Source organism: Ureibacillus manganicus DSM 26584, assembly GCF_000772945.1.
GTDB classification, from domain to species: Bacteria; Bacillota; Bacilli; order Bacillales_A; family Planococcaceae; genus Ureibacillus; species Ureibacillus manganicus.
The window spans coordinates 107,460-128,724 of sequence record NZ_JPVN01000009.1 but is presented as its reverse complement, the minus strand read 5'-3'; the positions used below and the strand labels follow the sequence as shown (position 1 = coordinate 128,724).

At 33.0% G+C, this 21,265-nt stretch carries 19 protein-coding genes, 1 pseudogene and 1 riboswitch; of the genes and pseudogenes, 17 read left to right on the top strand and 3 right to left on the bottom strand.

The window, feature by feature from the left end:
• The first annotated feature begins 84 nt into the window (after positions 1-84).
• From CD29_RS09085 to CD29_RS09070, 4 genes are all read left to right on the top strand, one after another.
• Complete coding sequence (locus CD29_RS09085; protein ID WP_036185658.1) at positions 85-1,608, top strand: lmo1851 family serine protease; 1,524 nt, start codon at positions 85-87, stop codon at positions 1,606-1,608.
• Positions 1,609-1,693: 85 nt separating this feature from the next.
• On the top strand, positions 1,694-2,602 hold the full coding sequence (locus CD29_RS09080; RefSeq protein ID WP_036185656.1) for a CobW family GTP-binding protein: 909 nt from the start codon (positions 1,694-1,696) through the stop codon (positions 2,600-2,602).
• A gap of 226 nt (positions 2,603-2,828) precedes the next feature.
• Positions 2,829-3,824 (top strand): CAP domain-containing protein, encoded by a 996-nt coding sequence (locus CD29_RS09075; protein ID WP_036185650.1) that lies wholly within the window; start codon positions 2,829-2,831, stop codon positions 3,822-3,824.
• A 220-nt stretch (positions 3,825-4,044) separates the two neighbouring features.
• Positions 4,045-5,121: an undecaprenyldiphospho-muramoylpentapeptide beta-N-acetylglucosaminyltransferase gene (locus CD29_RS09070; protein ID WP_036185648.1), complete on the top strand. Its 1,077-nt coding sequence runs from the start codon at positions 4,045-4,047 to the stop codon at positions 5,119-5,121.
• A 59-nt stretch (positions 5,122-5,180) separates the two neighbouring features.
• Here CD29_RS09070 and CD29_RS09065 read toward each other — a convergent pair whose 3' ends face one another.
• Positions 5,181-5,729, bottom strand: coding sequence for a GNAT family N-acetyltransferase (locus CD29_RS09065; protein WP_036185643.1), 549 nt, complete (start codon positions 5,727-5,729; stop codon positions 5,181-5,183).
• Positions 5,730-6,130: 401 nt separating this feature from the next.
• Here CD29_RS09065 and dapF point away from each other — a divergent pair, with 401 nt between their 5' ends.
• From dapF to CD29_RS09010, 12 genes and pseudogenes are all read left to right on the top strand, one after another.
• Positions 6,131-7,096, top strand: a complete 966-nt coding sequence (gene dapF / locus CD29_RS09060) for a diaminopimelate epimerase (RefSeq protein ID WP_036185629.1) — start codon at positions 6,131-6,133, stop codon at positions 7,094-7,096.
• A gap of 108 nt (positions 7,097-7,204) precedes the next feature.
• Positions 7,205-7,879, top strand: a complete 675-nt coding sequence (locus tag CD29_RS09055) for a response regulator transcription factor (RefSeq protein ID WP_036185627.1) — start codon at positions 7,205-7,207, stop codon at positions 7,877-7,879.
• On the top strand, positions 7,876-9,270 hold the full coding sequence (locus CD29_RS09050) for a HAMP domain-containing sensor histidine kinase (protein WP_036185625.1): 1,395 nt from the start codon (positions 7,876-7,878) through the stop codon (positions 9,268-9,270). The genes CD29_RS09055 and CD29_RS09050 overlap by 4 nt, the downstream gene beginning before the upstream one ends.
• Positions 9,271-9,521: 251 nt before the next feature.
• Positions 9,522-12,329, top strand: coding sequence for a 2-oxoglutarate dehydrogenase E1 component (locus CD29_RS09045; RefSeq protein ID WP_036185622.1), 2,808 nt, complete (start codon positions 9,522-9,524; stop codon positions 12,327-12,329).
• A 94-nt stretch (positions 12,330-12,423) separates the two neighbouring features.
• Complete coding sequence (odhB, locus tag CD29_RS09040) at positions 12,424-13,674, top strand: 2-oxoglutarate dehydrogenase complex dihydrolipoyllysine-residue succinyltransferase (protein ID WP_036185620.1); 1,251 nt, start codon at positions 12,424-12,426, stop codon at positions 13,672-13,674.
• Positions 13,675-13,879: 205 nt separating this feature from the next.
• Positions 13,880-14,065: riboswitch (Lysine riboswitch) on the top strand.
• Positions 14,066-14,169: 104 nt separating this feature from the next.
• Entirely contained in the window at positions 14,170-15,003 is an 834-nt protein-coding gene (locus CD29_RS09035) for a transporter substrate-binding domain-containing protein (protein WP_036185618.1), read from the top strand.
• Between the two features lie 85 nt (positions 15,004-15,088).
• Positions 15,089-15,814: an amino acid ABC transporter permease gene (locus CD29_RS09030; RefSeq protein WP_036185615.1), complete on the top strand. Its 726-nt coding sequence runs from the start codon at positions 15,089-15,091 to the stop codon at positions 15,812-15,814.
• A gap of 13 nt (positions 15,815-15,827) precedes the next feature.
• Positions 15,828-16,562 (top strand): amino acid ABC transporter ATP-binding protein, encoded by a 735-nt coding sequence (locus tag CD29_RS09025; protein ID WP_036185608.1) that lies wholly within the window; start codon positions 15,828-15,830, stop codon positions 16,560-16,562.
• Between the two features lie 108 nt (positions 16,563-16,670).
• Complete coding sequence (locus CD29_RS19980) at positions 16,671-16,811, top strand: RNA polymerase sigma factor (RefSeq protein WP_169716171.1); 141 nt, start codon at positions 16,671-16,673, stop codon at positions 16,809-16,811.
• A gap of 24 nt (positions 16,812-16,835) precedes the next feature.
• Positions 16,836-17,162, top strand: a pseudogene (locus CD29_RS19670) (RNA polymerase sigma factor); the annotation flags it as partial.
• A complete protein-coding gene (locus CD29_RS09015; protein WP_036185604.1) occupies positions 17,155-18,084 on the top strand; it encodes a hypothetical protein in 930 nt (309 codons plus the stop codon). The pseudogene CD29_RS19670 and the gene CD29_RS09015, both read left to right, overlap by 8 nt.
• 281 nt (positions 18,085-18,365) lie before the next feature.
• Positions 18,366-18,572 carry a DUF6501 family protein gene (locus CD29_RS09010; RefSeq protein ID WP_036185602.1) on the top strand — a complete coding sequence of 69 codons (207 nt, stop codon included), beginning with the start codon at positions 18,366-18,368 and terminating at the stop codon, positions 18,570-18,572.
• A 55-nt stretch (positions 18,573-18,627) separates the two neighbouring features.
• On the opposite strand, the gene CD29_RS09005 is transcribed toward CD29_RS09010, so the two are convergent.
• Together CD29_RS09005 and CD29_RS09000 are read right to left on the bottom strand one after the other, a co-directional pair.
• Complete coding sequence (locus tag CD29_RS09005) at positions 18,628-19,743, bottom strand: toxic anion resistance protein (protein WP_052124086.1); 1,116 nt, start codon at positions 19,741-19,743, stop codon at positions 18,628-18,630.
• A complete protein-coding gene (locus CD29_RS09000; protein WP_036185599.1) occupies positions 19,740-20,390 on the bottom strand; it encodes a 5-bromo-4-chloroindolyl phosphate hydrolysis family protein in 651 nt (216 codons plus the stop codon). The genes CD29_RS09005 and CD29_RS09000 overlap by 4 nt, the downstream gene beginning before the upstream one ends.
• Positions 20,391-20,761: 371 nt before the next feature.
• Between CD29_RS09000 and CD29_RS08995 the strand changes: the two genes are divergently transcribed.
• Positions 20,762-21,037, top strand: coding sequence for a DUF1033 family protein (locus CD29_RS08995; protein ID WP_052124085.1), 276 nt, complete (start codon positions 20,762-20,764; stop codon positions 21,035-21,037).
• Positions 21,038-21,265: the final 228 nt, after the last annotated feature.

Genomic DNA, 21,265 nt, shown 5'->3' with positions numbered 1-21,265 from the left:
TCTTTTCTTTTCGTATTGATGTGAAACTGTTAATATGGAGATACGTCTTTCTAGTTAAGTGTAAATGAGAGTGGTGAATAAAACATGGATGAACAAAACCAAAAAGAACAAAATCATTTAGAGAATGATAGAGAGAAAGAAGAACAACAAAACAAACCAGCAAAAAACTATATTCAAATAAAACCGTTCACACTCATAATGGTAATGTTTATAACGATTTTATTGACAGCTGGCTTAACAATTTTTGCATTAACTTTTGGTGATAAAAAAGTTGTTGAAGTGGTTGAAACAGTTAAGCAGGTTGACAGAGAAGAATTTAAGCAGTTATATGAAGCTTACGATGAACTAAAAGAAAAGTATTATATTGAAGTCGATGATGACACAATCATCCATGGTGCGATTAATGGAATGTTCGACGCACTTGGTGATCCTTATTCAGATTATATGAATAAAGAAGAAGCAGCCCAATTTAATTCAGACTTATCTTCAAGTTTTGAAGGGATTGGTGCAGAAATCCAAGAAAGAAACGGAAATATCGTAGTTGTTTCCCCAATTAAAAATTCACCAGCTGAAAAAGCGGGAATACTTCCAGAAGATGTTATTTTATTAGTTGATGGTGAAAGTATTCAAGGGATGAGTGCAACAGAAGCTGTGTTGTTAATTCGTGGGGAAAAAAATACTCCTGTAACATTAACAATCCAACGTGGTGAAAGTGACAATCTACAAGAAATTACAATTATTCGCGATGAAATTCCGATTGAAACCGTATATGGCGAAATGGGAGAAGACAAAATTGCTCATATTCAATTGACATCGTTTAGTGAAAAAACGTTTGCTGATATGAAAGCTTTACTAGAGCAATTCGAAAAAGAAGGCATGGAGAGTATTATTCTTGACCTACGCCAAAATCCAGGTGGTTACTTAACATCCGCTCTTGATATTGCAAATTTATTTATTGAAAAAGGTAAGCCTGTTGTACAAGTACAAGGGCGTGATGAGAAAACTGAACAAATACTTGCAGAAGGTGGAAAAAAATATGACCTTCCAATGGTAGTCTTAATCGATAACGGAAGTGCATCATCTTCTGAAATATTAGCAGGTGCTTTAAGTGAATCTGGAAAAGCAAAGCTTGTTGGTTTAAAAACTTTTGGTAAAGGGACAGTACAAACTGTGAGCTATCAACCAGATGGTTCAAATTTAAAATATACTACTGGTAAATGGTTGACACCTAATGGAAATTGGGTAAATGAAAAAGGTATCACACCTGATTTTGAAGTACAATATCCTGAATATGCAAAACTTACATTTATAGACCCTAATTCTGAGTTGAAAGAAGGCACTATGTCAACGACGGTGAATAATGCTGAGAAAATGTTAGAAGTTTTAGGCTATAATGTAGGGACAGTAGATAATGAATTTGATGAGTCTACAACAACTGCTGTTGAACAATTCCAAGCAGATCATAATTTGGAGCAAACAGGCACAATTGTTGGAGATACAACATATGCAATCATGGACGCATTAAGACAGAAAATTAAAGATGAAGATCCGCATATTTTAAAAGCACTAGAACTATTGGCGGAAGAAACTGCAAACGAAAATGAATAATTTTTTATAACACACAAAGAGCTGCATTGTTCCTTTAGAACATGAACAGCTCTTTCTTTATAGAAACGAAATGGAGTGGAAAATTATGAAAGATGTTTATTTATTTAGTGGTTTTTTAGGTAGTGGAAAAACCTCTATGTTAACTGATGTAATTAGACAATTGAAAGAAAAAGGACTTAAACCAGCAGTAATTATGAATGAATTTGGTCAATTGAATTTTGACTCACAATCTGTTGAGGAAGATATTCCGTTAAAAGAAATGCTAGAAGGATGTATTTGTTGTTCAGGTAGTGAAAAAACCGAAGCTCAGATCCAAACTTTGCTAGCTAACGAACAATTTGATGTTTTACTCATTGAAACTACAGGTGCGGCTCATCCTGTAGAAGCATTAGATGCGGTATATTCACCTTTGTTTGCGGAACAGCTAAATATAAAAGGAATTGTAACTGTAGCAGATAGTAAGCTTTGGTTAGACAGAGATAAGTTATCACCCCAAGTTAAAAGCTTATTTTTAGAACAAATTCGACATGCACATCTATTGTTAGCAAATAAAATAGATTTGTTAACTGAATCAGAGCAAGCAAAAGTAGTATTTGAAATTCAAAATGTAAATTCGAATGCATTTATCTTACAAACTACGAATGGCCGTGTACCTTTACATTTACTAGAAAAATTGCATTCTACAGTAACAAATAATAAAAACGACATTCACTCGGCTAAAATTGGTGTTCATTTGCATTTAACTTCACGCTTAGTTGAATTTCAAAAGAGCTTTACCCAAGATCAATTTGAAGAATGGATTCGTACACTACCAAGTACAGTTTATCGAATGAAGGGGTATGTACCCATTGAAGGGATGAAAAATCCTATGCTATTCCAATATGCTTATGGATTAGTTCAATGGTTACCTGAATATATAAGAATGCAGCCGAAAATTGTTATGATTGGAGAAAATTTAGATCAAATTCAAATATTTGGACAAGATTCGCAGTAATCTTAATGTAATTTTGTAATAGTTAAAGAATCTAATTGTAATCTACCAAACTGTCAATAGCTTTTACTTAGAAATAATCAGATTTAATGGAAACATTTTCATTCATTTATACGAAAAAACCCTTGAAATCAATTATATATTGTTAAATTGTAACTTCCTCCAAATATTGGACCAATTATGACAAAAATTCTGGTTTATGATTGGTATATGAAAGGAGGAGTACAAAATGAAAAAAATATTTATCCCATTTTGTGCATTAGCATTATTTGCAACACAAATCCCTACTGCAAACGCCGCTTCGGCAACTAATAATTTGGCTATAAACGAATCCTTTTTATTTAATGCCCAAGCGGTGAATTTAGATCAATATGAAGAATTTATAGTAAATTCTATTGAAAACTTATCGGCTAGTGAAGGCAACCAATATGAAAGTTTTAATAAAAAATTAACGATGACTAAAAACACGTTAGAGCGACTGTTAAATATAGAACTAGAGCAGGTTGTGAATCTAGCATTACATAAAATTGAGGTAACGAGTATTGTTTCAAAATACCAATCTACCAACGAGAATTCGAATGTTATAGAAAAAGAAAAAGCTGAAGTTAAAACTTCAGCAGCACCGAAAACAGAAGCTAAACCTAATGTAACGCCTAAGCAAACAGAAACAGCTAAGACTGATGTAACACCTAAACAAAACACAACAACTAAAGCACCCGTACAACAAAACGAACAACCAAAACAAAATAATTCAAATTACTATCAAACACCATCAAATAACCAACAAACAAATACAAAGCAAGAACAAGTATCAAAACCAACCGAGCCAACAAGTGAAAGTGCGGCTGTGTCCAACTTTGAGCGACAAGTAGTAGAGTTAACAAACGTTGAACGTTCCAAAGCAGGTCTAGCACCTTTAGAAATTCATTCACCATTAATGAATGTGGCAGAGGCAAAATCAGTTGATATGTCAAATAATAATTACTTCTCACATACAAGTCCAACTTATGGTAGTCCATTTGACCAAATAAAAGCAGCAGGTATTTCATATCGTGCAGCGGGTGAAAACATTGCTCAAGGGCAAAGAACACCACAACAAGTTGTTCAAGCTTGGATGGCATCACCTGGTCACCGACAAAACATTTTGAATCCTAGTTACACTCATATTGGTGTAGGATTCGTAGAGAGTGGATATTACTGGACACAACAATTTATTCAATTATAAGGTTCTTACTTGCCCTCAAGTTCCTGACTTGTTGGGCTTTTCTTATGTACTTTGAAATCTTGCCCTATTTATACATACCATATATATGTTAAAATCTGATTGATAGTTGCATCATTTACGGAATGTTCGTTGCATAGATAACAATAATGAAAATTAATAAATCAACATCTGTTTTTATCCTTGTGATATCGTCAAGTTTTACTTAGATAGGAGAATAACTGTGAAACAAAAATCAATTATATTAACTGGTGGCGGAACAGCCGGTCATGTTTCGTTAAATCAAGCCATCATCCCCTCATTGCTTAAAGAGGGTTATAATGTACACTATATAGGGTCACAAGATGGAATTGAAAAAGAACTAATTACTGGGAGTTTTCCTGAAATTCCATACCACGGTATATCAAGTGGAAAACTTCGTAGATATTTTTCAATGAAGAATTTTACAGATCCCTTTAAAGTAATGGCAGGAATTATGCAAGCTTCGTCTATTATTCGGAAAATTAAGCCAACGATAATTTTTTCAAAAGGGGGATTTGTATCTGTCCCAGTCGTAATTGCAGCAAAAATGGCGAAAATCCCAGTAGTTATTCATGAATCGGATGTAACTCCTGGGTTAGCAAATAAAATTGCACTACCATTCGCTTCGCATATATTTACAATTTTTGAAGATACACTAAAATATTTACCTAGTGAAAAAGCAACTTGTACAGGGTCAATTGTTAGGCAAGAATTGTTTAGAGGTAAAAAAAGTACTGCACTTCGAATTTGTGGATTTGATAACGATAAACCAGTTCTCCTAGTCATGGGGGGGAGTTTAGGATCGGTAGTCGTTAATGAAGCTCTACGAAGCAATCTACCAGAATTACTTGTTGAATTTAACATTATTCACTTATGTGGTAAAGGAAATGTTGATCAAACACTAAGTAGTTTAAAAGGCTACAAACAATTTGATTATGTAACAAATGAACTTCCTGATTTACTACAATTGTCTGATTTTATTGTTTCTCGTGCAGGATCTAATTCGATTTTCGAATTTTTAGCTTTAAAAAAGCCAATGTTGCTCATACCATTATCTGCAACTAAAAGTCGTGGTGACCAAATATTAAATGCAAAAATCTTTGAAAAACAAGGCTTCGCTTTAGTTTTAGAAGAAGAAGAATTAACAAAAAATACTTTTCTAAAGTCCATTAAAAGACTTGTAGAGCAAAAACCAAAAATGATTCAATCTATGACAGTCGCAGAAAGTCCAAAAACACCTGACGAAATGGTTAAGTTAATAGTAAAGTTCGAAAAATAAGTATTTAAAAGGGGTGTATTGAAAGTTAAACTTTCAGTACACCCCTTTTATTATTTATTCTACATTGCTTGTTCTTCTTCTTCGTTCATTTCATGGGCTGTTACTAAGTAGAATAGATCTTTTGGAATTCTAAATAAATCAAATTTTACCTCACCGGCATTAATCTCATTGTAAAGTGCTTGATGAGTTTCACTTGCGTCTATAATATACGGCAATTTCAAGGAGGCGCGTTTTGATTTTTCGTTTCCTTTTCTAATTCTTAAAAATACCGTGTGAATATTATGTTGAAAGAAAAGTTCAGTTAAGAACTCTTTCTTTGCAGTTTGGTTATAACCCATACCTTGAAATGGAATACCAATCCACGTTCCTAAAAATCCAGCTCCATCTTCAATATCATATAAGTTTATTGTTCCAATCGGTTGACCATAATTGTCTATGATTGTTCGGGAAATCGTCAAACCTAATTGTTCTTCTTCAATTAGTTGTTTCGTCATAAACAAATACTCCTCAGCTGAAGTAGCCTTCTGACGAACATATGGAAAAACTGAAGGATGACTCATTAATTGATATAGTTCGTTTGTTTCTGAAAGATCACGGTGTTTTAACATTCTTACGCCTCCTTTTAGGATTGTTGCTAATAATCTTTGGGCAACAGTCAATAAAAATAACCTAAAAAAAACTAGGCGTTAAACTATGGCAGAATCATCCTCCATCGTTTCCCTAGAGTTTCTATCTTCATTTACATGTTTCATTTCAATCCATAATTGGAGAAATGAAGTCCTTATTTTGCTTACCTAATAACTAATTATTAATAAGCTAAAATAAGTGATTTGTAGAAGTATCATATAATAAAAAAATATTCTATTGCAATAGGAATTTAGCTAAAAAAATGTGAAATCTTTGTTAACGGATGTAAACTATGTTAAGAACAAATTTTTATAAAAAATAAGTTGATTCTGTAATTTTCTAACATTATGATAGAAGAATCTTATTTTGAGGAGTGTGTTGTATGGAAAGAACGTTTTTTAAAGTGCATGGTTCTGGAAATACTTTTTATTTATATGAAACAGATAATGAAATGGAATTTGATTGGGCAAGTTTAACAAAATGGCTATGCAATGAGGGAAATGAAGGTGGAGCAGACGGATTATTGCTCGTTTTACCTTCTAAAAAAGCAGATGCAAAAATGAGAGTGATAAATGCTGATGGTTCTGAAGCATCAATGTGTGGAAATGGTTTACGTTGTGTTGCAAGACATGTTTGTGAAAAAACAGGAAAAGATGAAGCAATCATCGAGACTATGAAAGCGAATTTAAAAGTTAAAAAAGAAGAACCTATTTTTGGTACAATTCCCACATATGCAGTAGAAATTTCACCCGTGTCTTTTAGATTAACTAGTCTACCTATGATTTATAAAGATGAAACTGAAATTCAACATCAGATTATTGAAGAATTTTCACCCGATATAAAATTTACAGCTGTTTCAGTACCTAATCCGCATTTAATAGGAATAGTCGACGAGTCACATATTGCAAGTAATACTCACCAATCAATATTAGCCAGATCCTTAAATGGACCAAATGACTATTGTGCTGATGGCATAAACGTAAGTTATGCATTTCCTATGAAAAGTGACACAATTTTTGTCCGAACTTTTGAACGTGGAGTTGGATTTACAAACGCTTGTGGTACAGCTATGACAGCATCTGCTTTAGTAGCAAAAATGAATCATATAGTAGAAGGCGATACGATTACTGTTTTTAATCCTGGCGGTTTTGTGAAATGTAGAGTATTCGAAAATAATGGCGATTATGAGTTAACTTTAATTGGGAATGCGACAATTATTGCTAGTTATGTTTTCGAAATAAAAGAAGATCAGTACAAACTGAAAAGTAAAGAGTATACTCATGAGCAATTACTTTATGAAGATTGTATCAATGAGGTTAGAAAAGTAACGGCATCTTTCCTTTCTTAACTCAAGAGTTCAAAATGTAAAAGAGTCACATTTTAAGTTAAACTTAAAAATGTGGCTCATTCTATTATATGTAGGTAGAAATCCTTATCTAGATGGAAGGTGAATACTTTGACTAGAAAAATACTTGTAGTGGAGGATGAAAAAACAATCTCCCGTTTTATAGAACTTGAATTGCGACATGAACAGTTTGATGTAACAGTTGCATTTGAAGGTAGAGATGGGTTGGACAAGGCGTTGACGGATAAATATGATTGCATACTACTAGATGTCATGTTACCAAAACTTAATGGTATCGAGGTATGTAGAAGAGTTCGAGCCATGTCAGATGTACCAATTATTTTACTAACTGCTCGTGATGAAGTAATGGATAGAGTTGCTGGTTTAGATGCAGGAGCAGATGATTATATTGTAAAACCATTTGCAATAGAAGAGTTACTTGCTAGAATTCGTTCAATCTTACGACGAGTGAAAACAAATGATGATAATGAACATATAATCCAAGTGCGTGAAGTTCTTATTAAACCTAGTTCATATGAAGTGTATTTTAGGAATAACAAGCTTGAATTAACCAAAACTGAGTATGATTTACTGAAATTATTATGTGAAAATAAAAACAGAGTTTGTACTAGGGAGATGATTTTACAATCTGTCTGGGGATATGAATCTGAAGTAGAAACGAATGTAGTAGATGTCTATATTCGACACCTTCGTTCAAAATTAAAAACTGATGAAGAACAAATTATTGAAACGGTGCGCGGTGTTGGTTATGTGGTGAGGGAATGAAATTTATAAAGTACTTTATGAACCTTTCATTAAAAAAGAAATGGACATTATTAACAGCTCTAGTCTTATTCATTAGCTACGCAGCAATTTGTACAGTGATCTATTTTGCCTTGCACACGTGGTTATATAATAATGAACAAACAAATGCAATTCGTACAGTAGATGATTTATCGACTTTTTTTGATACACAAAGTAATTCGATGAGTTTAAGGGAATTACAAAATAATACAGGTTTAATGAAGTCAATTATTAACCAAAATCAGACTGTACGCATCTTTAATATGGATGGCTATGAAGTATTAAGGATTAATGATCAGTCGCCAGCAGCCAAAGTTCAGCTTACATTAGAGGAATTATTAAATACTGCTGTATCAAACGAAACTGTGAACGGAGAAAGTGTGATTGTCGTTAGCCGTGTTGTTCAGATCGGTGTATTCCATGGATATATGCAATTAGTTCACCCACTGGCCACTTTTAATTCAATGATGAAATATATGCTAACAGTGATGTTAATAGCGGGTATTGGTGCAATTTTTATTGCAGGATTAATAAGTTCTTATTTGTCAAATTTATTGATGAGGCCGTTAGAAGATCTACGCGACTCGATGATTACTGTAAAGGAAAAGGGTTTTGATGAACCCATTCAATTTAACTATAAAGCAGATGATGAGATTGGTGATCTACTAAAGATATATCTTTCAATGATGGAAGAATTACAACAATCTTTTGATAAACAACAACAATTTGTTTCTGATGCATCACACGAATTACGTACGCCAATTCAAGCAATAGAAGGTCACTTATCCTTAATTAAGAGGTGGGGGAAGGAAGACCCAGATGTGTTAGAAGAGTCTTTGACAACATCCATTTTAGAAGTGCAAAGAATGAAAAAAATGATAGAAGAACTGCTTGATTTAGCTCGAAGGGGAAAACGAGATGAATATGCACTTGCAAATGTGGAAAGAGTTTTGAGCTCAGTAAAAACTGAACTTCAAGTAATTCACGAAGGTGCTGAAATTTTAATTCAATCTATTGGTGAAGAAAAACCTGCACCAATAACTGATAATGCACTTGCACAAATTGTTCGCAATGTAATGGAAAATGGCATACGATATAACGTTAAAAAACCACTTATAGAAGTGAAAGTACATTATTTATCTGAAAATATTTTTATTACCATTAAAGATAATGGAATAGGTATCGAACAGGAAAATATCCATAGAATATTCGATCGATTTTATCGTGTTGACGATTCTCGAGAATATACTGGAGGTGGGACTGGATTAGGGTTAAGTATAACGAAAATGCTAGCTGAAAAATATAACATAGAAATAGAGGTTTCAAGTAAAATAGAGGTGGGAACAATATTTACATTACGTATTCCTCTCTAATTTTAGAATCTTCTTAATTAACATGTACCTTTTTCTTGGAATAATTAAATAATATTGCCTTTTTATTTAAAAAGAGTTGTATTTTTTGTGTAGAGTAGTAAGATTGAATTGAAAAATAACGTTCATCATGTTAAACAATTCCTTTTGGATATCAAATTGATTGAAAAAATCGATTGGTGAAACATGGTGAAATTTGTTATAACTAAAATGAAACAAGGAACTGCCATGTGGCAAATTTGGAGGTTATTCTCATGTCGAACAATGTTTTAGCTGTTGGTTCTCCTTGGTCAGCATTCTCAGGTCCAAACTTAGGTTATGTAATGGAACAATATGATTTGTACCTACAATCACCTGAAGAAGTTGATCCAGAATTAATAGCATTATTCCAACAATTTGGTGCTCCTATTGTGGAAGAAGAAGGTTATGTTGCTACAGAGGGTGTTAGCGCTCAACCTGGTAACATGACAAAGGTATTTGCAGCTGTACAATTAGCAGATGCAATTCGTTCTTATGGTCATTTAGCTGCTGATTTATATCCATTAAAGGATCGTAAATTAGATACTACTAAAATAGATTTGAATTACTATGGTCTAACTGATGCAGATTTAAGCGCAATGCCTGCTTCACTTTTCTTTACGATTACGCCTGTAAACGTTTCCAATGGGAAACAAGCAATTGAATTTTTACGTTCAATTTATACTGATAAAATCGGTTTCGAATATTCTCACGTTGATGATAAAAACGAACGCGACTGGATTCAATCAAAAATTGAATCAGGTTCATTAAAACAAAACTTAACAACTGAAGAAAAAAAGGCAATTTTAGAAAGATTAACAAGAATTGAAGACTTTGAAAAATTCATTCATAAAACATTTGTCGGTCAAAAGCGATTTTCAATTGAAGGACTAGATACATTAGTCATTTTATTTGATGAGTTAGTGAAATTAGCTGATGAAGAAAAAATGAATCAACTTCAAATCGGTATGGCACACCGTGGACGTTTAAATGTACTAACACACGTTGTAAACAAACCTTATGACATGATGTTTGCGGACTTTGCCCATGTACCAAATGATTATTTCTTACCGGAAGATGGTTCTTTAGAAATTACTAAAGGTTGGACGGGTGACGTGAAGTACCATATGGGTGCTACACATACAAAAAAATCTGGCTTAAAAGTAAAACTAGCTTATAACCCTTCACACTTAGAAGTTGTAAGCCCTGTTGTGACAGGTTCTACTCGTGCAGCACAAGAAGATACATCAAAACCTGGATATCCTACTTATGATCCGAAGAAAGCTCTTGCTGTTCTAGTTCATGGTGATGCTGCGTTTGCTGGTGAAGGTATCGTTCAAGAAACTTTCAACTATGCAAATACGAAAGGATTCAGTACAGGTGGATCTGTTCATATTATTTCAAACAATATGATTGGATTTACAACTGAACACTATGATTCTCGTTCAACACGATATTCTTCTGACGTAGCTAAAGGATATGGAATACCAGTTGTTCACGTAAATGCTGATGATCCAGAAGCAGTAACAAATGTAGCAAGATTTGCATTTGAATATCGCCAAATTTTTGGAAAAGATATTCTAATTGATTTAATCGGCTATCGTCGTTTTGGTCATAATGAAACGGATGATCCAACTGTTACGAATCCATTAACATACCTAATCGTTTCTAAACATCCAACTGTTCGTGCTCTATACGGTGAAAAATTAACAAATGAAGGTATCGTTACAGCTGAGGATGTAGCAAAACTAGATCAAGAAATCTATGGTGTAATGCAAGCTTCTTATGACCACGTGAAACAAGTTGGCGAAGAAAAAGGTCATCATTTAGATATCGAAATGCCAGATGCAGTGAAAAACAGCATTCCTGCATTTAATACATCGGTACCAAAAGAAGATTTACTTCAAATAAATAATGAATTATTAGGTTGGCCAGAAAACTTTGAACCACAAAGTAAACTAGCTAAAATTTTAAATAAACGAGTAGAAGCAGTTGAAACTGGTAAAATTGATTGGGGTCATGCTGAAACGTTAGCATTTGCAGCAACTTTACGTGACGGAAACCCAATTCGAATTACTGGTCAAGATGCAGAGCGTGGAACATTCTCACAACGCCATTTAGTATTGCACGATAAAAACAGTGGTGCTGAGTTTGTACCATTACACAACATTTCAGGTTCAAAAGCTACATTTGCAGTGCATAATTCACCATTAACAGAAACTGCAATTGTTGGATTTGAATATGGTTATAATTTAGAACATAACAAGTCTTTAACACTTTGGGAAGGTCAATTCGGTGACTTTGCAAATATGGCACAAGTTATGTTTGATAATTTCATCTCTGCTGCGCGTTCTAAATGGGGACAAAAAACAGGATTAGTAATTCTGTTACCAACTGGTATGGAAGGTCAAGGTCCTGAACACTCTTCAGCACGTATCGAACGTTATTTACAATCATCTGCTGAAAACAACTGGATTGTTGCAAACTGTTCAAATGCAGGGAACTACTTCCACTTATTACGTCGACAAGCAAAAATGTTAGAAACGGATGCAATTCGTCCTTTAGTTGTTGGTACACCAAAATCATTACTTCGCCATCCTTTAGCAGCGGCATCTATTGAAGATCTATCTGAAGGTGCATTCCAAGAAGTAATTGAGCAACCAGGATTAGGTAAAAACGCTAAAAAGGTTGAGCGTATTTTAATTGGTTCAGGGCGTGTAACAATCGACTTGGCTGAACATGTAAAAGACGGGGAAGGCTTTGAAAATACTCACATCTTACGTGTGGAACAATTATATCCATTCCCTTCAGAAAAATTATCTGAAATTATTTCTAGATACCCGAATGCAAAAGAAATTCGTTGGGTACAAGAAGAACCTAAAAACCAAGGTCCTTGGAAGTATGCATTAGAATATTTATTAGATTTAGCGGAAGGCAAAAAAGTTAAATATGTAGGTCGTCCAGAAATGTCATCAACATCTGAAGGTGACGCAGATTCACATAAAATAGCTCAAGCTAAAGTAATTGAAGACGCTTTCGCGTAAGTAAATGATATAAAAGATAGTTTTACTGCTATTATTAGTAGTGAAGCATGTATGTTTTAGTTGAACATACATGAAATTAAAGGAGGATATGAAAGTGGCTGAAATTAAAGTCCCTGAATTAGCAGAATCGATTACAGAAGGAACAATTGCCCAATGGGTAAAAAAAGTTGGAGATCGCGTTGAAAAAGGCGAGTTCATCGTTGAATTAGAAACAGATAAAGTAAATGCTGAAATAATCTCTGAAGAAGCAGGTATTTTAACTCAAGTTCTTGCTGAAGAAGGCGATACAGTTTTAGTAGGGCAAGTAATTGCAGTTGTTGAAGCAGGTGAGGGAGCTGCACCAGCTCCACAAGCTGTAGCTCAACCTGCAGAAGCACCAGCACCAGTTATTGCTGCACAACCTGCTACACCTGTAGCTGCACCTGTAGTTGAAGAAACTTCTAATGACCGTGTAGTAGCTTCACCAGCAGCACGTAAATTAGCTCGTGAAAAAGGCATTGACTTAAATGCAATTTCACCAGTTGACCCACAAGGTCGCGTAAGAGTTCAAGACGTTGCAGCTCACGGAACAGCACCAGTAGCTGCACAAGTTGCAGCTCCTGTAGCTACAACAAATGGTCCAGTAGTGTTTACACCAGCAGCTCAATCTGATCGTGTAACAATCGAAAAAATGAGTCGTCGTCAAACGATTGCAAAACGTTTATTAGAAGTTAAGCAATCTACGGCAATGTTAACTACATTTAACGAAATTGACATGACAAATATTATGGCATTACGTAAACGTAAACAAGAAGAATTCGTAAAATCAAACGATATTAAATTAGGTTTCATGTCATTCTTCACGAAAGCTGTAGTAGCAGCACTTAAAAAATATCCATACGTTAACGCACAAATCGTTGGCGATGAAATTCATTTAAATAACTTCTTTGATATCGGTATTGCAGTATCAACAGAAGAAGGTTTAGTAGTACCTGTTGTTCGTGATGCTAATAGCAAAAACTTTGCTGAAATTGAAAAAGATATCGCAAACTTAGCTAAAAAAGCTCGCGACAAAAAATTAGGACTTAACGATATGGCAGGTGGATCATTCACTATTACAAATGGTGGTGTATTTGGTTCATTAATGTCTACACCAATTATGAACGGTACACAAGCTGGTATTCTAGGAATGCACTCAATTGTAAACCGTCCAGTTGCTGTTAACGGTGAAGTACAAATCCGCCCAATGATGTATGTTGCATTATCATATGACCACAGAATCATTGATGGTAAAGATTCAGTTGGCTTCTTAAAAACAGTAAAAGAATTAATTGAAAATCCAGAAGATCTTTTATTAAATTCATAATAAATTCCGAGCTCTAGCGAACATATTCGCTAGAGCTTTTATCGTAATTTCAAATACAATGAATACGTATAATTTAACTAGTGGGAATATTCTAACAATATACTATTCTGACATTTAAGATAGTTTTTTGACAAATTATATTGACATTATGTTTACACTAGCGTAATATTAGGGTATCAATTTAATAGTAACCTCACTTATTTACATGTGAGGTAGAGGCGCGATATTTATTAGTTTTTCATAGAGTTCGAGCAAACGATGAAATGAAAAAGAAGGAGATATCGCCGAAGTGTAAAGTAAGCTCAATGCTTTATGCTGGGTCTGCAGTGAATAACTGCAGGACTGTCTCAAGTATAGTTTCCCAACGTACTTGAGTTGTGCTATCTCTAAACGGGAATAACTGAGGATTAGGGTATATTACATACACGCGACCTAGAATCTTCTAGGTCGTTTTTTCATATATACCTATAAATATATAAAAAGGAGAGAAAAAGTATGAAAAAAAATCTACTGTTTATGTTTACTACACTTTTTGCAATTCTAGTTTTAGCTGCGTGTGGTTCTGCTGAAGAAGGATCATCGAAAGAAACAAGTGAAGGAAAAGAAGTATTCAAAGTTGGTTTAGAAGCAGGTTACCCTCCATTTAACTGGACACAAAATGATGATTCAAATGGTGCTGTGAAAATTGAAGGTTCTGATGAATATGCTGGTGGATATGACGTTGAGATTGCTAAACGTGTTGCTGAAGCTTTAGGTAAAGAATTAGTTATTGTGAAAACTGATTGGGACGGATTAATTCCAGCATTACAAACAAATGTAATCGATGGAGTTATCGCAGGTATGAGTCCAACTGATGAACGAAAACAAGCTATTGATTTCTCTGATAATTACTATTTAAGCGAATTTGTAATTGTAACAAAAGCAGACAGCCAATATGCAAATGCAAAAACATTAGCTGATTTTGCAGGTGCAAAGGTTACTTCTCAGTTAGGTACAACAAATTATAACGTGATTGACCAAATCCCAAATGTACAAAAAGAAGTAGCTATGAATAACTTTACAGAAATGCGTGTTGCTCTAGACACTGGAGTAATTGATGCTTATGTGGCAGAAAGACCTGAAGCAATTTCTTCTACTTCTGCAAACTCTAAATTTACATTTATTGAATTAGAAGATGGTTTTGAAATTAGCGAAGCAGATGCTGCTGTTGCAATTGGTCTTCGTAAAGGTGATGCAAATTTAGAAAAAATTAATGCTGCGTTAGCTGACATTTCAGAAGAAGAAAGACAACAACTAATGGACACGGCTATTCAAAATCAACCAAAATAAAAACTAAACATTTAACAAGACACTGACTATCAAATGATAGTCAGTGTCCACTTTAATACAACAGTATGTTGTTAGGAGGATATTTATGAGTTTAGAGTCTATACTCTCAATATTAGAACAAAACTGGCCAAATTATTTAAAAGGTGCCTATATTACACTGTTAATAGCAATTTTTAGTACAATTATTGGTGCTCTTATCGGATTATTTATTGGAGTAATGCATACTATCCCATTACGTAAAAAATCCTTTAAATCATTTTTATTAAAAATCGTTAACTTCATATTATCGGTTTATGTAGAAATCTTCCGTGGTACACCAATGATTGTACAAGCGATGGTTGTATTCTATGGTATTGCTGCTTATGGTTTTGTAATGGACCGATTTTTAGCTGCTATTTTAGTAGTTTCATTAAATACAGGTGCATATATGGCTGAATATGTTCGAGGTGGTATTGTATCTATTGAAAAAGGTCAATATGAAGCTGCGGAAGCTATTGGTATGAATCATTTCCAAACAATGGTTCACATTATATTACCTCAAGTAATCCGAAATATACTACCTGCTACTGGAAATCAATTGATAATGAACATAAAAGACTCTGCTGTATTAAGTGTAATTAGTGTTACAGAGTTGTTCTTTGTTACTAAAACGATTGCAAGTATTAACTATAAAACTGCAGATTCATATTTAATTGCCTGTGTGATGTATCTAATTATGACGCTCACTGCTTCACAATTATTACGTTTATTTGAGAAGAAACTTGATGGTCCAAAAGACTATAATTTTCAATCAGATAAAAAGAGCGCGTAAGGAGGAGTAACAAATGGAAAAAGTAATAGATATTAGACATTTAAACAAATCATTTGGAAATCATGAAGTATTACGTGATGTTAACTTCTCAGTTGCCAAAGGTGAAGTAGTTTGTTTAATTGGATCATCGGGTTCGGGAAAATCTACTTTACTACGTTGTATTAATTTACTAGAAACACCAACTGGCGGTGAAATAATTTATAATGGCGAAAACATTTTAGATAAAGATCATGATGTTAGCAAGCACAGAACACATTTAGGTATGGTATTCCAAAGCTTTAACTTATTTAATAACCATAATGTATTAAAAAACTGTGTAGTTGGACAACAAAAGGTGTTAAAACGTTCGAAACAAGAAGCTGAAAAGAATGCATTAAAATTTTTAGAAATTGTAGGTATGGATAAATATATTAATGCAAAACCGAGTCAGTTATCTGGTGGTCAAAAGCAACGTGTAGCGATAGCACGTGCACTATCGATGGATCCAGATGTTATGTTATTTGACGAACCAACTTCAGCATTAGACCCTGAAATGGTTGGGGAAGTTTTAAAAGTCATGCGTAGACTTGCAGATGAAGGGAATACGATGTTAATCGTAACTCATGAAATGGAGTTCGCAAAAGAAGTGGCGGACCGTATCGTTTTCATGGATAAAGGGGTAATTGTTGAGGAAGGACCACCAAGTCAAGTACTCGTAAATCCAGTTCATGATCGAACAAAGGAATTTTTAAAACGTACATTAAAATAATACAAGTTTGAAGACAAGTTCCAATTTATTAGGGATTTGTCTTTTTTTATTTTTATTTACACTTTTTTGGAAGTTGTTCGTCTATAGTATTAGGAAAGGGGGATTTCTGTGCAGAAGTTATATTTAGAACATAATCGAACCATTTATAAATATATATTTTATCTTGTGCAAGATGAACAACTAGCAGAAGATTTAATGCAAGATACATTTTTAAAAGCATACAAAAATCTTCATGATTTCCGAAGATAATCAAGTGACTTAACATGGCTACGAAAAATTGCAAGAAACATTGTTTACGATTATTTTAGACGTAAAAAAGTGATAAGCTTTCTACCATTTCTAAAAAAATATGATTTAAGTGAGCCAGATACAGCTATGAACTATATTTTACATAATGAGGAAAGAAAAGAGCTATTTGATGCCCTATCAAAATTAAAACTGCCACATAGAGAAGTACTGATCCTAAGGAAAATTGAAGAACTTTCTATAGAGCAAACTGCAACAATTTTAGGCTGGAGTGTAGATAAAGTAAAAAATACACAAAGAGCGGCGATAAGGAATTTAAAAGAACTATGGAAGGGGGTTGTTGAAGATGAATAACGAGAGATCCATTTGGAACGAACTAAACGAACTTCCACGAAGTGAAATTAAGGAAAAAAATACTTGGGAAACTATCGACAAGAAAATGAGGAAAACAAATAGAGAGAAATCTCTTGTGATGGGTCTAGTTACTGCAGCAGTTTTATGGTTGCTCTTTATACTTATTGGGATTGGTCAAAATGAAACGTTACCTATACAAACTGCTCATGAACAGGCGACATTACAAGCAATCTATTTTGTTAGAGATACAGATTTTGAAGAAACGAAAGTGAAACCATCAAGTTTATATAGTAATGTTATTGCCATTAACGATTTACATGTATTAGAGCACTTTGAAAAGTATATGGATTTATTGGAACCTATGGAGATAGAAGATCCGAGACCTTATATACATGATTCAATTATTATTGAATTATTATTTAAGTATGATAATGGAAAAACCGAGCACTTTAAGATGTTTGATGAGCATACTTTTTATAATATTGATACAAAACAATGGTATTCCATTGATAGTAAGCTAGCTGATAACGAGACGAGATTTGCATTTTATGGGTCATTTACTTACTCACCATCGTCATGGAGTTTATTCATTTTTTTAGCATTAGCTATTGGTCGAGCAATTTCAGATTCAATTATCAAGAGAATGTATCTCATAAGGAAATTAAATTATTTTGAAAAAAATAGTGCGGTAAAATATATCTATTATGGTTTACTAACTTCTTTGATTATTTTTACAGTATTAATTGGCCTTTACAAATTGGTGATTCATTATTTTTGGATTTTGTTAGTATTCCTGATGATCGGGTTATTTATTATTTATCTTGAAAAAAAATACGGTGATCGTAAAGCAAATTTCTACAGTTTGATTATTTCAACAATTTTTTTCATATGTATATTATGCAATATTATAATCAATCTATAATAAGGATATTTTATGTAGAAACGTCCTTAACTTCTAGAGTTCCATTCTGAAACAATGATAAATCCAATTGCAAATATAAATGCAACAATATAAAACCATGTTGGTATGGTACTAAAAGACCCGCCAAAAGACATACGTAAACACCTCTTTTTGTTAATGGTAACATGAAAAAAATACCGTTTCAAATAGAATCGACTAGATATAATTTCACAAATTAGTGGAAATCGGATAAAATATGAAATAGAATTATATTTGTGAAAAGTTAAAGTGAGGTAAATTTTATGTTAAATTTAAAATGGAAAGATGCACCAACAATTAGAAAAGTAAAATGTGTTAATACGAACGCTGAAAAGTATCTAGTATCAAACGTTTTAACAGTTGGTAAAGAATATGAAGTGAAAAATGAAACAGAAGAATTTATCTTCGTAGTAGACAATACTGGAAAAGTTGGCGGATATTATAAAGATTATTTTGATTCTGCTGAGTAAATTAAAAAAACACGACTAATTGCCAAAAGGCTCAGTCGTGTTTTTTGTTTTTGTTCTACTTATGTGTAAGTAGCTCCATTTTCGCTTCAATTTCTGCATGTTGAACATTACTTTCAGCTTGAACTCTTAATGTTTCTTCAATCGATTCAATTAGTTGTAATTGTGTTTGTTTAAATGCATCGATATCAGTATGAGTAATTGACTTATGTCTTCTGGACTCTTTTGCAGTCGCTTCAAGCATTCTTGCATTTTTACGAATCATATCATCAGAAACGTCCATCAATTTCTGTCCAGTCATATTAATACGTCGTTGGTTATTAATATTTACAAGGATTGAAATTTGAGTTTGCCATAAAGGAATAGTTGTTAAAACAGATGTTTGAATTTTTTCGACTAATAATCGATTAGTTTGTTGAATAAGCCGAATTTGTGGGGCAGATTGTATGGCAATTTCACGGGATAATTGCAGATCATAGATCCGTTTATCTAACCACTCAATAGCTTGCATAAAATCGTTTAGCCTCTGTTTACTAATTAGATCATTCTTTTCGATAGCTTCATTTTGTAACTTTGGAAGCTGGTTTGTCATCATATCTTGCTTTTTTAGCTGACCTGCAGCAATAAAAATATTGATATTATGATAATATTCCTCGTTTAATCTATACAATTCCTCTAGCATATTTATATCCGATAATAATCCTTTTTGAGAATGTAACAATTGAATACTTAATCGATCTATTTGAACGCTTAACCTTTTATAATGTGATATTTGTTCTTGAATTGTAGTTTTCGACCGATTAAATAATTTTGAAAAGAAGCCTTTATTATTTTCTAATAATGTATCAGGATCTATCTTTTCAAGTTGTTCCATTAATTTAAAAAGTACTTCGCGTATTGGAGAAGTATCGTTTCGTTGAACTTGAACAAGTAAATTATTCGTAAAATGTTTCAATTTATGTTGTGCTTCAACACCGAACTGAAGTACAGAGTTGTATTGTGATACATCAATAGTACTGGCAATATACAATGCGTTTTTTTGATTTTCTTCTGATAGAGAGGTGAAGAGTGTTGGTGTATTTTCCTTCGAAATTACCTCCTCGTTTGAACCATCAAAAAAAGAGCTCGTACTATTCACTCTAGAATTATGATTTGAGCTCTTTTCCAATGTCATTCAATGTCACCTCTAAAATTAATTTGTTTACGGTTTTTGTCATTTGATAATTTTGCATAATCGATTTCCATTTTTAAATGTTCTAAATCTGATTCTAAAGCCATTTTTAAATCACTTTCCATTGTTCCATGCAAATCTTTCAAAGTTTTTCGTGTATCTTCTAAAGCAAGTTGAATTTCCATATCCTTTAATTGTTGCTGGGTAAGTAAAGTATACTTACTCGTCAATTCAACAGCGGATGGTAAATGGGAATAAAAGAAATCCTGTACAGAATAAAACTTAGATGGACTTGTTTGTACTATATTTAAAATTCTTCGAGCCAATTTAGTCATGTCGTTTAAAATTTTAAATGAAGTAATTGATCGAACTTTAATATATTGTTGAGTTAACGAAAAAATATTACCTCTTGCTAATTTTAACTGTTTTTCGATATGGCTTAATTCAGAACGGGTTAATCCAAGCTCTTTGCTTTTCTTGGACTTTTGTATAAATTTAATCGATTTATTACTAACATAATATGTCAAAATAGTAATCATCGGCACGATAAAGATACCCAAATCGAAGTTTAGTACTGTTAATACAAAAACAGTTAAACTAATTAAAAAGTTAAATGCGTGTCTTGTAATAAAATTCATTGCTCCTAACATACTCGTACCTCCTTACTTTATATGCTTATATACGTTTTTTTGAAAGAAAAAGTTTCAATCTGCTTCCATTCTTATCATAATATATGTTACATCATTTGTTTTAGCTTTTATCATAGTATGTCTTGATAGTCCCTAACTAATAAACTCCGGTGTGAATTACTGTAAAGATGGAATGATACTGAAGGCTGATTAACATTAAACAGTCAAAATCTTTGTAATCTCAAATTGTCAGTTCAAAATACGAGCAATTTACAGAAAAATGGTTTAAATTTATTAACAATATTCTATCAAAAATATTGTATAAAAAACAGTTAGTATAATTTTAATTTAATTCAGCACTGTTTATTGAAAAAAGGAAGGATCAAATAAATATGTTTAAAATCATTTACATGAAAGCCGATTATGAGCCTTGGTGGCAATTTGATGGATGGCAAGATTATATTGTTTCTATTGAAGAATTTGAAGCTGAAGAAGTGTTTGAGAATGCTCTAGCAGAAAAACTTGGGCAATTTAGGAAAAAGTTCCCTTATGAAAATATAAAAAATCAAAAGTACTATGCTTTCTGGACACATGAGGAACGCGAATATTGTGAAGCGTGTGAAGATGATGCTCAAATTTATCATGGGATCATAATTGAAAAAGAATGAGTAAAATTTTATTCAATTTACAGAAATAATTGAAAATTTACTACAATTTTGAATAAATCCGTTTGACAAGGTGTAAAATGATGGTATAATGAAATTAACAATAAAATTGCTTGACCGGATATAAATGATTCACATATTACAAAAGAGTGATCGGTGTTATGTCGGTACTCTAAGTAGTGTGTGATTTTTTTTATACTGAAAATGGTGGATTTATTGTTAACTTTAATT